Origin of the sequence: Streptomyces sp. NPDC006655, from assembly GCF_040703965.1 — a bacterium.
Taxonomy (GTDB): Bacteria; Actinomycetota; Actinomycetes; order Streptomycetales; family Streptomycetaceae; genus Streptomyces.
In genome coordinates this window covers 22,551-34,995 of record NZ_JBEYJU010000096.1, presented here as the reverse complement: position 1 = coordinate 34,995, position 12,445 = coordinate 22,551, and the positions used below count along the sequence as shown (strand labels likewise).

The 12,445-nt window shown below is 74.1% G+C and carries 11 protein-coding genes; 9 read left to right on the top strand and 2 right to left on the bottom strand.

Annotated elements, in window-relative coordinates:
• Positions 1-279 precede the first annotated feature (279 nt).
• The 5 genes from AB0958_RS36340 (at position 280) to AB0958_RS36320 (ending at position 5,245) form a co-directional block, all read left to right on the top strand.
• On the top strand, positions 280-1,443 hold the full coding sequence (locus AB0958_RS36340; protein WP_366894732.1) for a sensor histidine kinase: 1,164 nt from the start codon (positions 280-282) through the stop codon (positions 1,441-1,443).
• Positions 1,440-2,117, top strand: coding sequence for a response regulator transcription factor (locus tag AB0958_RS36335; protein ID WP_366894731.1), 678 nt, complete (start codon positions 1,440-1,442; stop codon positions 2,115-2,117). Before AB0958_RS36340 ends, AB0958_RS36335 begins: the two co-directional genes overlap by 4 nt.
• A 140-nt stretch (positions 2,118-2,257) precedes the next feature.
• The gene (locus AB0958_RS36330) at positions 2,258-2,719 is read left to right on the top strand and encodes a helix-turn-helix transcriptional regulator (protein WP_366894730.1); all 462 of its coding nucleotides are present in this window, start codon (positions 2,258-2,260) and stop codon (positions 2,717-2,719) included.
• A 177-nt stretch (positions 2,720-2,896) separates the two neighbouring features.
• A complete protein-coding gene (locus AB0958_RS36325) occupies positions 2,897-3,943 on the top strand; it encodes a DUF2690 domain-containing protein (RefSeq protein WP_366894729.1) in 1,047 nt (348 codons plus the stop codon).
• 312 nt (positions 3,944-4,255) lie between these two features.
• Positions 4,256-5,245 (top strand): malate dehydrogenase, encoded by a 990-nt coding sequence (locus tag AB0958_RS36320; protein ID WP_132892922.1) that lies wholly within the window; start codon positions 4,256-4,258, stop codon positions 5,243-5,245.
• A 224-nt stretch (positions 5,246-5,469) separates the two neighbouring features.
• On the opposite strand, the gene AB0958_RS36315 is transcribed toward AB0958_RS36320, so the two are convergent.
• Complete coding sequence (locus AB0958_RS36315) at positions 5,470-6,156, bottom strand: siderophore-interacting protein (protein WP_366894728.1); 687 nt, start codon at positions 6,154-6,156, stop codon at positions 5,470-5,472.
• Entirely contained in the window at positions 6,141-7,598 is a 1,458-nt protein-coding gene (locus tag AB0958_RS36310; RefSeq protein ID WP_366894727.1) for an MFS transporter, read from the bottom strand. Before AB0958_RS36310 ends, AB0958_RS36315 begins: the two co-directional genes overlap by 16 nt.
• A 101-nt stretch (positions 7,599-7,699) precedes the next feature.
• Here AB0958_RS36310 and AB0958_RS36305 point away from each other — a divergent pair, with 101 nt between their 5' ends.
• From AB0958_RS36305 to AB0958_RS36290, 4 genes are all read left to right on the top strand, one after another.
• Positions 7,700-8,671, top strand: coding sequence for a LysR family transcriptional regulator (locus tag AB0958_RS36305; RefSeq protein WP_366894726.1), 972 nt, complete (start codon positions 7,700-7,702; stop codon positions 8,669-8,671).
• Between the two features lie 110 nt (positions 8,672-8,781).
• Positions 8,782-10,548 carry a hypothetical protein gene (locus AB0958_RS36300; protein ID WP_366894725.1) on the top strand — a complete coding sequence of 589 codons (1,767 nt, stop codon included), beginning with the start codon at positions 8,782-8,784 and terminating at the stop codon, positions 10,546-10,548.
• On the top strand, positions 10,538-10,888 hold the full coding sequence (locus AB0958_RS36295) for a hypothetical protein (RefSeq protein ID WP_366894724.1): 351 nt from the start codon (positions 10,538-10,540) through the stop codon (positions 10,886-10,888). The genes AB0958_RS36300 and AB0958_RS36295 overlap by 11 nt, the downstream gene beginning before the upstream one ends.
• A gap of 10 nt (positions 10,889-10,898) precedes the next feature.
• Positions 10,899-12,353 (top strand): hypothetical protein, encoded by a 1,455-nt coding sequence (locus tag AB0958_RS36290; protein WP_366894723.1) that lies wholly within the window; start codon positions 10,899-10,901, stop codon positions 12,351-12,353.
• The last annotated feature ends 92 nt before the right edge of the window (positions 12,354-12,445 follow it).

Genomic DNA, 12,445 nt, shown 5'->3' with positions numbered 1-12,445 from the left:
CGGCACCTGCACCACCTGCCACCGCCCCCTGCCCAGAACATCCACCACCAGCCCAAACCTGAGAGCCAGAGCAACCTAACGGAGTCCTACTAGGGGCTGTCCGGGACCCAGGGCGTGGCCCGCACCTCCCCCGGTGGGTGCGGGCCTGCTTCCCCCCGGGTTCGAAAGTAGGGATCCGGCGGGTTCGGCGAATCCCACCCCCGATTGAACCGTCTACAACTTCCGCGGTACGTCCGGAGACTGACTCGGTCGCTTCGAGCCCCGCGTTACGCTGCGGCGATGCGACCGCGCACCCCGCCCCCGCTCGCCGTCGACACGCTGATCGCGTGCATGACGGTCGTGACGGCCGTGTTGCTGGGGCGGGAGTCGCCCACCCAGGGTTGGCCGCCGCTGGACGCGCGTGCCTACGCGCTGGTCGGTCTCGCGCATCTGCCCACCGCGCTGCGAGGGCGGTGGCCGCTCCAGGTGTTCGCCGTCGTGCAGTGCGCGTCGATCGTCTACATCAGCTTCGGCTACTGGCCCGTGGTGTGCAGCTTCGGCTCCATGCTGGCCCTGTACACGGTCGCGTCGGTACGGCCGGTCCGGATCGCCGTCGGCTGTGCCGTGTGCATGGCGGGCACCTGGCTGTACGGCGGGCTCGTCACCGCGCGCTCCTCGATGCCCTCCGTCGCCATGCAGGCTCTGCTGTACTGCACGGTGCTGCTCTGGTTCGGGCACCTCGCCCAGCGCTCCGGTGAACTCACCCGGCGGCTGCGGGCCGAGCAGGCCGAGCGGGCGCGGCGCGCGGTGGCGGAGGAGCGCGGGCGGATAGCACGGGAGTTGCACGACGTCGTCGCCCACCACATGTCGGTGATCTCGGTGCAGGCCGGGCTGGCGAGGTTCGTCTTCGAGTCGGACCCCGGCAAGGCACGGGGCGCCCTCGGCGCCATCGCGGACACCAGCGGCGAGGCCCTGGAGGAGCTGCGGCGCATGCTCCAGGTGCTGCGCGAACAGGACCCGGAGGCCGCCGAGCGGGCCCCGATGCCGACCCTGGAGCGGCTGGCCGAACTCGTCGAACGGGTGCGCAGCGGCGGACTGTCCGTCGCGTACACCGTCGAGGGCGAGCCCCGCCCGCTGCCGCCCGGTGTCGAACTGTGCGCCTACCGCGTCGTCCAGGAGGCGCTCACCAACGTCCTCAAACACGCCGGCCACGCGCACGCGCGCGTGCTGCTGCGGTACGGCCCGCACGAGCTGACCGTGTCCGTCCTCGACGACGGGGAGGGGGTGAATCCGGACAGAGTGCGAACGGGCGCAGGCCACGGCTTGATTGGCATGCGTGAGCGGGCCAAGCTCTACGGCGGGACGATCGGTGTCGGCCCACGCTCCGAGGGCGGCTTCGCGGTCGAGCTGACCCTGCCGACCTCGGCCGCACTCGCACGGCGGGGGGACGACCGTACCGGATGACCAGAGTGCTCGTGGTCGACGACCAGTTCCTCATCCGCGCGGGTCTGGTGGGGCTGCTGGAGGCCGCTCCCGGGTTCGAGGTGGCCGGCGAGGCCGGGGACGGCGCGCAGGCGGTGCGGCTGGCCGCCGAGACCCGGCCCGACGTGGTCCTGATGGACATCCGGATGCCGGGGCTGAACGGCATCGAGGCCACCGAGCGCATCCTCGCCGAGGCGACGGGACCGGCACCGCGGGTCCTCGTGCTCACCACCTTCGACCTCGACGAGTACGTGTACGGCGCCCTGCGCGCCGGCGCCTCGGGGTTCCTCCTCAAGGACTCCGGCCCCGAACGGCTGCTGGCCGCCGTCACCGCGGTGGACGGCGGTGACGCCCTGTTCGCGCCCAGCGTCACCCGGCGCCTGGTCGAGGCGTTCGCCCGGCAGCGCGGCCCCGACCCCGGTGCCGGGCCGCCGCCCGACCTCCAGGTGCTGACCTCCCGCGAGGTCGAGGTCCTCAAGCTCACCGCCCGTGGCCTGTCCAACCTGGAGATCGCCGATCGCCTCTACATCAGCGAGGCGACCGTGAAGACCCACCTCAACCGCACCATGACCAAGCTCGACCTGGGCAGCCGGGCGCAGGCGGTGGTGGTGGCCTACGAGACGGGACTGGTGACGCCGGGCCGCCACGGTGGCTGAGACCGCGCGGCGGCCCGTCCCACGGGCCGCCCGCACGGCGACGGCCTGCGGGAACCATCGGGACGCCCCCCGTCGTCACCCGCTCTGGACTGGCGACGAACTCGACCAACTGGCGGCGAGGCAAGCCGTGGAGGTGCGTGATGGGCGGCTGGCAGCCGCTGCCCCAGGGGCTCCCGCCGGAGGTGCGGCACTTCGTGGAGCACCTGCGGCTCCTCAAGGACGACACCGGACTCAGCCTGGTCGCGCTGGGCGCCCGGACCGCGTACAGCAAGTCCTCCTGGCAGCGGTACCTCAACGCCGTGCAGCCGCCGCCGCGGCAGGCCGTGGTCGCGCTGTGCCGGGTCGCGGGCCTGGCGGACGCGGACGCCGAACGGCACGCCGTGCGCTGGGAACTGGCCGTCCAGGCCTGGCCGCGCCCGGCGACCGCGCCGGACCGCCCGCCGGGCACCGAGGAGTACGAGGACGACCCGACGCTCCCCTGGTGGGACCGCCCGGAGCCGGAACCCGCCGCGCACCCGCACGTGCGGCTGCTGCTCCTCGCGATCGTGCTGCTGCTCGTGCTGCTCCTCGGGGCGGTCGCCGCGGTCGTGGTTCTCGGGTGAACTGAGGCCCCTGTGACCTGGGAGGTCACGACCGGATGACCGCTGTGTCGATGTGTTGACAAATCGGCGGACAGATCGCCGCGTCACCGCGCGACCGGGCTAACGTGTCCCAGCGGGGGCGGGTCGACGGCCCGTCGGACCTACCGGGTCGGCGTGCGACGGTGCAGAGGGGGAGCAATGCCTCGGTGGAAGGCCCTGCCGGATGAACTCGATCCGCAGGTCAAGGAGTTCACCACCCAGCTGCGGCGGCTCGTGGACCGCGGCGGCCTGAGCGTCGCGGCAGTGTCCGACCGCACGGGCTACAGCAGGACGTCCTGGGAGCGCTACCTGGGCGGCCGGCTGCTGGCACCCAAGGGCGCGATCGTCGCGCTCGCCGAGGTCACCGGTACCGACCCCGTCCACCTGACCACCATGTGGGAGCTGGCCGAGCGGGCCTGGAGCCGTTCGGAGATGCGCCACGACATGACCATGGAGGCGATCCGGATCTCCCAGGCGCGGGCCGCGCTCGGCGAGTTCGGGGCGCCGCCGGCCACGTCCGGCCCCGCCGCCGGGGGCAGGGCGCCGCGGCGCGCGGGCGGCGCCGTCGCGATGTCGGGGATCGCCGGACCCGCGGGGGTCTCGCCCACCATCCCGCCCCAGCCGACGGCCCCCGACGCCGACCGCCGCGACCGGGAGGGGACGGGCGCGCCGGGGCCGGCGGCACCCCGTGGGCCGGTGCCGCCGGACGACAGGCGCCGGCGGCTGACCATGTTCCTCGCCGGGGTCGTCGGGGCGGCCGTGGTCGTCGCCGGCGTCCTCTTCCTCACCGGCAACGGCGACGCCGGGAGGAAGAACCAGGGCACGGGCACCTCCGCCGCCCCGTCGTCGACCGCGGGCACCCGCCTGCCGGCCGGGGTGAAGTGCGCGGGCGCCGGCTGCACCGGCAAGGACGCGGAGGCCATGGGGTGCAGCGGGGACCTCGTGACCACCGCGAAGACCCTCGCGGTCGGCGCGACCACCCTGGAGGTCCGGTACAGCAGGACCTGCGGTGCCGCCTGGGGACGTATCACCGGCGCCACCCGGGGCGACTCGGTCCGGGTCACCGCCGGTACGGTCACGGAGCGCGGCGACATCACGGCCACCGGCGACACCATCGCGTACACGCCGATGGTGGCGGTGCGGGACGCGACGGCGGTGAAGGCCTGCGCCACGCTGGCGTCGGGGCGGACGGCGTGCACCTCGTAGAAAACCGCGGCGAAAACCGCGGCGTCCGGGAATGCCGCGCCGCATCCCGGGCAGGCGAACGGTACCCCCCCACGGGAGTCCGGTCACCGGCACCCCCGAGTGGCGGCCGACCCGTCCCACCCTCTCCCGGACGGGCGGCCGCCTCTGTTGCTGTGGGGTGAGCCACACCCACCCCTCCACCTCCGGCATCCGCGATGCGCGATAGCCTGACCGGTGGATCTCTTGATACCAAGAGATCGATCATTTGTACGTCCGCACCCCAGGGCACCCAGGGCAAGGACGCCCACCGCCAGCTGTCATACGGAGAACGCCATGACCCGCACTCCCGTGAACGTCACCGTGACCGGCGCGGCCGGCCAGATCGGTTACGCCCTGCTCTTCCGCATCGCCTCCGGCCAGCTGCTCGGCGCGGACGTGCCGGTCCGGCTCCGCCTCCTGGAGATCACCCCGGCGCTCAAGGCCGCCGAGGGCACCGCGATGGAGCTCGACGACTGCGCCTTCCCGCTGCTCCAGGGCATCGACATCTCCGACGACCCGAACGTCGCGTTCGACGGCGCCAACGTCGCCCTCCTCGTCGGCGCCCGCCCCCGCACCAAGGGCATGGAGCGCGGCGACCTCCTGGAGGCCAACGGCGGCATCTTCAAGCCCCAGGGCAAGGCCATCAACGACCACGCCGCGGACGACATCAAGGTCCTGGTCGTCGGCAACCCGGCCAACACCAACGCGCTGATCGCCCAGGCCGCCGCCCCGGACGTACCGGCCGAGCGCTTCACCGCGATGACCCGCCTCGACCACAACCGCGCGCTGACCCAGCTCGCGAAGAAGACGGGCTCGACGGTCGCCGACATCAAGCGGCTGACCATCTGGGGCAACCACTCCGCCACCCAGTACCCCGACATCTTCCACGCCACGGTCGCCGGCAAGAACGCCGCCGAGGTCGTGAACGACGAGAAGTGGCTGGCCGAGGAGTTCATCCCGACCGTCGCCAAGCGCGGCGCGGCCATCATCGAGGCCCGCGGCGCGTCCTCCGCGGCCTCCGCAGCCAACGCCGCGATCGACCACGTCCACACCTGGGTCAACGGCACCGCCGACGGCGACTGGACCTCCATGGGCATCCCGTCCGACGGCTCCTACGGCGTCCCGGAGGGCCTGATCTCCTCCTTCCCGGTCACCACCAAGGACGGCCGGTACGAGATCGTCCAGGGCCTGGAGATCAGCGACTTCTCCCGCGCCCGCATCGACGCGTCGGTGCAGGAGCTGACGGAGGAGCGCGAGGCGGTCCGCGCCCTCGGCCTCATCTGAGCCCCCCGCACCCCACGGGCCCCGTTCCGGTCTCGAACCGGAGCGGGGCCCGTTCCGGTTCCGGCCGCCACCGCCGAGAGCGGTCCCCGGCGTCCCCCGGGACGGGCCCGGCGGCAGGCGCGGGGGAGACGGCGCCGGTCGGGGTGCCGGGACTCCCCGTCTCCTTCGGCCCCTCCGGTGCCCGGTGTTCTGGGCGCCGCGCCCGGAGCGACGCCCCGAGCGTGTCACTCCATCCCCTTCTTCCCCGGTGTCCAGAACGGCTTGGTGAGCACCGCCCGCCGGTCCCAGCCCGCTTCCTGGACCAGCACCCTCCGCACCGCCTGTACGGCCCGCGCCTCCCCGGCGACGTACGCCGTCCCGCCCGGTTCGGGAGCGAGCCTCCGTACCGCCTCCGCAAGTGAGGTGCCGCCCCGGAGCGTCCAGTCGAGCCGGTCCGCGCGGGGGAGCGGCAGGCGGTCCGCGGCCGTCCGGGTCTCCACGCAGCCGGAGACCTCGGCCTCCCGGGGCAGCGCCGCGAGCATCGCGCCGAAGGCGACCGAGGCCGTCTCGTCGCCGACGAAGACATGACGGGCGGCCTCCGGGCGCAGGGTGAACGTGCCCTCGGGCCCGCGCAGCCTGACCTGTTCCCCCGGTTCGACGGTGCGCCCCCAGCGGGCCCCCGGGCCGCCCTCGGGGTGGTCCAGCACGCACAACTCGACGACGCCCGAGGGGTCGTAGCGCCAGACGGAGTACGTCCGCAGGGTCAGGCCGGTGACCAGCACCCGGACCTGCTGCCCCGGGCGGACGTCGAGCCCGGCGAGCTGGTCGCCGTCGATGCGCAGGCGGCGCATCGAGGCGGTGATCCGCTCGGCCTCGGTGACGGTGCCGCGCAGGGTCAGCAGATCGAGCACGGGGTTCAGGAGAGCGGGCATGATGGCTCCTCAACAGGCCTTGTGGTGACGGGAGTTGTCCAGGCACCGGACGAACGCGACAGTACGCGTTTGCGGCCGGACGCGATACTGCGCGTCGGTGTCCGGCCGTCGTATCCGGCCACCACGAGCGCCGTCGCCGCCAGCACCAGCAGGGCGACCGTGCGCAGCGCCGGTCCCATGCCCGAGGCCAGGTCGGTGTGGGCGGACAGGACGGTGCCGGTGACCGCGACCCCGAGGGCCGCCCCCGTCTCGCGCGCCGTGGTCCCGAGACCGGAGCCGAGACCCGCCTGGTGCGGCGGGAGCGAGGTGACGACCCCGAGGGTCAGGGCCGGCATGGACAGCCCGGTGCCGGCCGAGACGACCAGCAGCCAGCAGGCGTACGTCCAGTACGGCGTGGCCGCGCCGACGGTGGACGCGCCGAGCAGGCCGAGACCGATCAGGGCGAGTCCGGCGCCGACGACCGGGCGCGGCCGGTCCGCCCAGCGCGCGGCGAGCTTAGGGACCAGGGCCATGCCGACCGTCAGCGGCATGATCGCGACGCCGGTGACGGCGGCGCCGTAGCCCTTGACGCCCTGAAGGTACTGGGAGTTGAGGAAGAACAGGGAGAACAGGCCGAAGAAGCCGGTGGCCGTGCCGAGGGTCGCGGAGCGCAGACGGGCGGAGCGGAACACCCGCGGGTCGAAGAGGGGTTCCGGCGAGCGCAGGGCGTGCGCCGTGAAGCCCCCGACCAGCGCGGCGCCCGCCGCGAACGCGCCCAGGACGGCGGCGGACGTCCAGCCGTGGCCGGGGCCCTCGATGATGCCGAACAGCAGCGCCACCAGGCCCGCCGCCAGGAGCAGGGTGCCGAGCGGGTCCAGGTTGCCGTGCGCGGAGCGCGCGGTGCGCGGGACGGTGACGGCCACCGCCAACGCGAGCAGGGCGGCGAGCGGCACCATCGCCGCGAACAGGGGCCGCCAGGACAGGAACTGGCCGACCAGGCCGCCGCCGATGTTGCCGGCCGCGCCGCCCAGGCCGATCGCCAGCGTCCAGGAGGCCAGGGCGCGGGCGCGGTGCTCCGGGGCGGCCAGCTGGATCAGGACCGACAGGGTGGCCGGGGTGATCAGGGCCGCCCCGGCGCCGGACAGGGCACGGCCCGCGATCAGCGCGGCGGCGTCGGGGGCGAGCGCGCTGGTGGCGGCGCCCGCCGCGAACAGGGCGAGGCCCGTGAGCAGGGCGCCCTTGCGGCCGTACCGGTCGCCCGCCGCTCCGGCCGGGACCAGCAGGCCGGCGAAGGCGATGACGTACGCGTCGACGGTCCACAGGATCTGGCTGTGCGACGGGTGCAGGGAGGACGCGGCGAGTTCGGGGATGAGGAGGTTGACGGCGGCGACCATGCTCTGGGCGACCAGCACGCAGGCGCACAGGGTGAGCAGGACAGGGCGTTTCGGGGCGTGCGTGGGCACGGCTCCTCCCGGGAGCTGGACGGGTGGTGGGGGATGCCCTGTCACCGTAGGCTCGGCGCCGACCTGCTTTCCAGTGCAACTTCTGCAAGGAACCATTGCGCATGACGCAATCCACGCCCCGGTCGGGGGCGGACGGCGCCCCGGGACCCGGGAGCCTCGACCTGAACCTGCTGGCCGCCCTGGACGTGCTCCTGGAGGAGCAGAGCGTGCGGGGTGCCGCCCGCCGGCTGCACCTGTCCGAACCGGCCATGAGCCGTACCCTCGGCCGGATCCGCAGGGCGCTCGGCGACCCGGTGCTGGTGCGCGCCGGGCGCGGCCTGGTGCCCACCCCGTACGCGCTGGCCGTGCGGGCCGAGGTGAGCGCGGTGGTGGAGCGGGCACGGGCGCTGTTCGCGCCGGGCCGGGACACCGATCTGCGGACCGTCTCCCGGACCCTCACGATCATCGGGCACGACGCGATCGCCGGCAGCCTCGGGCCGGCCCTGTTCGCGCGCGCCGCCGCCGAGGCGCCCGGCATCCGTGTCCGCTTCCTCACCGAGAGCCACGTCGACGCGCCGGTCCTGCGGCACGGCACCGCCGACCTGGAGGTCGGGGTGGTCGACACCACCCTGCCCGAGGTGCGCGTGGAGCACCTGTACGAGGACCGCATGCTCGGTGTCGTGCGGGCCGGGCACCCGCTGCTGGACGGCGAGCCGACGCCCGAGCGGTTCGCGACCGCGGCCGGTCACCTGAACGTGTCGCGGCGCGGCAGGCTGCACGGTCCGGTGGACGTGGCTCTCGCCGAACTCGGCCTGCGGCGCCGGGTGGTGGGCACCGTCGGTACCTTCCCGGCCTCCCTCTTCGTGATCCGCGACTCCGACCTGATCGGACTGATCAGCTCCTGGAGCGTGCCGCTGGCCGCCGCGCTCGGCCTGGTCACCTTCGAGGTGCCGCTCCCGCTCCCGCCGATCGCCCTCGCACTGGCCTGGCATCCCCGCCACGACGCCGACCCGGCCCACGCCTGGCTGCGCGGCTGCGTACGGGAGCTGCTGACCGGCGCGCGGGTCGGACAGGAGCCGTCGGCCGACTGCTGACCAGCGGTGTCTTCGGTGAAATCCGTATCGCCGGTCACGGTCGCCCCTCTATGCTGATGGTCTGTCAACACGACGTCTGACAACGCATTTCACACGCATCGGGGGATCGCGTGAGCACCGCTTACGTGCCACAACAGCCACACCCGGGAGCGCCCGCCGGGGCGCCTCCCGCCCTGCCGCCCACACCGCCCTACGCCAGCGAGGCGACCCGGCTGCTGTGCGCGGGCACCTACCTGGACGCCGGTTACCGGGACCGGGTCATCGAGGAGCTCCACCTCAACGAACAGCGGATCGCGGCCCCCTCGCTCGGTTTCGACGCGGCCCGCGTCCTCGCCCACGCGCTGCGCGCCCGCCGCCAGGAGCTGGCCTGGGCCGCCGCGATCCTCGGACTGTGGGTGGTCGGGCTGCCGCTCAGCGGCTGGCTGCTCGGGTTCTTCCTGCTGCCCGGCATCGCCCTCGCCGCCGCCCCCCGGATCGACGGTCTCACCATGGTGCCCGCGTTCTACCGGCTGCTCGCGACCTTCCTGGTGCGCTGGTGGGGCCGGGTGTTCTTCACCATCGCCCTGGTCCTGACCCTCGTCATCGCGTTCGGGGGCGGCTCGGACAGCGGCTCGTCGCCCTACGGCTCGTACGACTCGTCCAACTCCTACGACGGCTACTCCGGCTCCTCCGGCTCCCCCGGCTGGGGAGACCTGCTCGTCCCCGGCCTCGGCGGTGTCGGCGGGCTGGCGCAGCCCTGGCACGCCTGGCTCACCCTCGCCGTACTCGCCGGCATCGCGCTGTGCGAGCACGCCCAGCGCACCCGGTTCACCCGGGTGCTGGCCGCCGAACTGTCCCCGGAACGCTTCCCGGACGCGGCGAACGACCCGGCCGAGAAGGCGGAGAACCCGCGCTTCCAGCGGCTCAAGCAGCGCATCCGGCTCGAACAGGACGCTCCGCTGATCATCTACAACGAGGCCGACCCGTTCTGCGGGGCCGGTGCCGCCTACAACAGCTGGGTGCTGGCCGTCGAACTGAAGCGGGACGAGCTGAAGAAGGAGCGGCAGCCGCTCGGCAACCGCGCGGTCCTGGGGCGGGTCCGCCCGCTGCTCGAACAGCTGCGCATCCCGGCCGAGTACGCCGGACCCGGCGCCCGCGACCGGCTGCGCCAGCTGGAGATCGACGAGTGCGTGTTCCTGCCCGCCGAGGGGCTGCGCAGCCGGGACCAGGCGCCGTACACCGCGCAGGCCTTCGAGGAGCACCGGGCGCGCGCCGTCGAGGAGGGCGCCGAGAAGCGCCGGCACTTCCTGCGCGTCCGGGTCGGCGGCTGGGAGGAGGAGGTGGTCGTCACGGTGTTCGTGCGCGTCCACACCCAGGGCCGGATGCTCGTGCTGGAGGTCGCCCCGCACGTACTGACGCCGGTTCGCGCGGAGTTCAAGAACGCCGACCGTACGGCCCACCGGTTCCGGAACAACAACTGGCTCGGCAAGTCCGCCGCCGCGGCCGTGCGGGTCCCCGGCTCCGTCGGCCGTTCCCTCGCCCAGCTCGGCCGGGGCGCGGTGTACGTCTGGCGGCTGCTGACCGGCGGCCACGCGGGCGCGCTGCCCGAGGGGCCCGCGCTGTCCGTGCGCGAACTGGGCGCGGTGGACGTCGGATCCCACTTCCAGGAGATGGACGTCGTCCGGTACCTGCGCAGCATCCAGGACCGGGTGGCGCACGGGGTGCGGGCCGCGCTCGCCGAAGCCGGTTACGAGACCGGCGAGTTCGTCCAGAAGATCGTCAATGTCAGCAACGACGTGAGCATCGGCCGCGTCGAGAACTCCACGTTCGCGGTGGGCAGCCACGCCACCGCGAGCAGCGTCTCGCACCAGAAGGGGGCCGACGGCAATGGGCAGTGAAGAACCGCAGGTCAGCATGGGCAACGTGTCCGGCAGCACGTTCGCCATCGGCAGCCACGCGCACGCCGAGAGCCACCATCACGGGGCCGGTGACACTCAGGTGGACGCGGAACTCCTCGCCGCCGTACGGGAGTTGCGCGCCGACCTCGCGCGGGTGCGGGGCACCGAGCAGACGGCGGCGCTGGGGACGGCGCTCGCCGAGACCGAGGACGAGATCACCAGCACCGGGCAGGCGGGGCCGACCCGCCGGGAGCGTCTGCGTGAACTCCTCGCCGACTCCCAGGCCCTGCTGGGCGTGCTGGCCTCGGCGGGCGCCCTGGCCGGGCTGCTGGGGATGTGAGAGGGCGACGATGAGCAACGGGGGAACGGGCCACTGGAACGAGGCCGCACAGCGCTGGGAGGACGTCGACGCCCACTCCACCGCGACACCGGCCACCCCACCACCCACGCCACCGCCCGCCCCGGCAGGCCCCCAGGAGTGGTGGACGGGCCCCACCGACCCGTGGTCAGCCCCCACGGCACCGACAGAACCGATACCCCGGCCGGCTGCGACAGCGCCGGAGCCGCCCCCCACCCCGCCACCCGCACCCACCGCAGACACCCCCAAACAGGCGCCGGCCACCCCACCAGCCTGGCCGCCCGCCGCCGACGCCCCCCAACAGCCGCCCGCCGCCGACGCGTCCGTCCTGCCGCCCGCAGCCGACGGCCCGGCGCAGGCGCGTGCGGTCGACACACCCCCGCCCGCCACCGACGCCCCCTCCCAGCCGCCCCCGGCCTGGCCGCCCGTCGGCGCCCCACCCGCCTGGCCGCCCGTCGCGGACGGCCCGGCGCAGGCGCGTGCGATCGACACCCCGCCGCCCGCCGTCGGCACTCCCGCCCTGCCGCCCGTCGCCGGCACTCCCGCCCTGCCGCCCGCCGTCGGCACCCCGCCCGCCTGGCCGCCCGCCGCCGGTACCCCCACCCCGCCGCCCGCCGTCGTTCCCGCGCAGTCGTCCGCCGCTCACGGCCCCGCTCGGTCTCCCCTGTCCGGGGCGGTCGGGCGGCCGCATGCTGCGCCGATTCCTCCTCGGCCGGCGGTCGTGGGGTCCCGGGGGGCCGGGCGGCGGACGGTGTGGGCCGTGGTCGTGGGGGCCGCCGTCGTGGGTGTGGCCGTGAGCCTGGTGCTGACCCTGGTGGTCGGCGAGGGGGACGGCCACAAGCCCGCCGCGGCCGCCGCCTCCGTCACCCCGAAGCGCTCGGCGCCCTCCACCCGGACCTCCGACCAGACCTCCGAACCGCCCACGGAATCCGCCTCCCCGTCGGCCGCCACGCCCCCCGCGGGCTACCGGCTGCGCCACGACACCGAGGGCTTCCGGATCGCCGTCCCCGAGGGCTGGACGCGCTCCACCGTCGCCTCCTCGTACGGCTTCGCCGTGGTCAGCTACCGCAGCCCCGACCGCGAGCACCGGCTTCAGGTCTACCAGGTCGCCGAAGCCACCCCCGCCGCCTCCTTCGAGCTCTACCTCTCCGACCAGACCCCCAAGCCGCGCGGTTTCAAGGAACTCGCGCTGACGACCCTCGACGACGGTCGCTTCACCGGCTCCCGTCTGGAGTACCTGGCCGACACGATCAGCGGGGAGCCGGACCTCGGCACCTGGCACGTCGTCGACGAACGGTTCGTCGGGCAGGACGGCAAGGTCTACGCCATCGCCTCGTACGGCCCCGAGGCCGGGGGCGGCGACGACGAGCTGGCCTATCTGACGACAGCGGTCGACTGGTTCTGCCCGCCGGACACGGTTTGTGACGCCCTCCCCTCGACCGACTGAGCCGCCATCCGAATTTCACGGAAGGTAACCACCCGCATATTCAGAATTTCCCAATTGCGGCGCCCCAGGTATTCAATAGGTTCTCTTCCGGG

Coding starts and splice junctions, on each gene's coding strand:
- AB0958_RS36340 (WP_366894732.1), top strand. CDS start 280: ATGCGACCGCGCACCCCGCCCCCGCTCGCCGTCGACACGCTGATCGCG.
- AB0958_RS36335 (WP_366894731.1), top strand. CDS start 1,440: ATGACCAGAGTGCTCGTGGTCGACGACCAGTTCCTCATCCGCGCGGGT.
- AB0958_RS36330 (WP_366894730.1), top strand. CDS start 2,258: ATGGGCGGCTGGCAGCCGCTGCCCCAGGGGCTCCCGCCGGAGGTGCGG.
- AB0958_RS36325 (WP_366894729.1), top strand. CDS start 2,897: ATGCCTCGGTGGAAGGCCCTGCCGGATGAACTCGATCCGCAGGTCAAG.
- AB0958_RS36320 (WP_132892922.1), top strand. CDS start 4,256: ATGACCCGCACTCCCGTGAACGTCACCGTGACCGGCGCGGCCGGCCAG.
- AB0958_RS36315 (WP_366894728.1), bottom strand. CDS start 6,156: ATGCCCGCTCTCCTGAACCCCGTGCTCGATCTGCTGACCCTGCGCGGC.
- AB0958_RS36305 (WP_366894726.1), top strand. CDS start 7,700: ATGACGCAATCCACGCCCCGGTCGGGGGCGGACGGCGCCCCGGGACCC.
- AB0958_RS36295 (WP_366894724.1), top strand. CDS start 10,538: ATGGGCAGTGAAGAACCGCAGGTCAGCATGGGCAACGTGTCCGGCAGC.
- AB0958_RS36290 (WP_366894723.1), top strand. CDS start 10,899: ATGAGCAACGGGGGAACGGGCCACTGGAACGAGGCCGCACAGCGCTGG.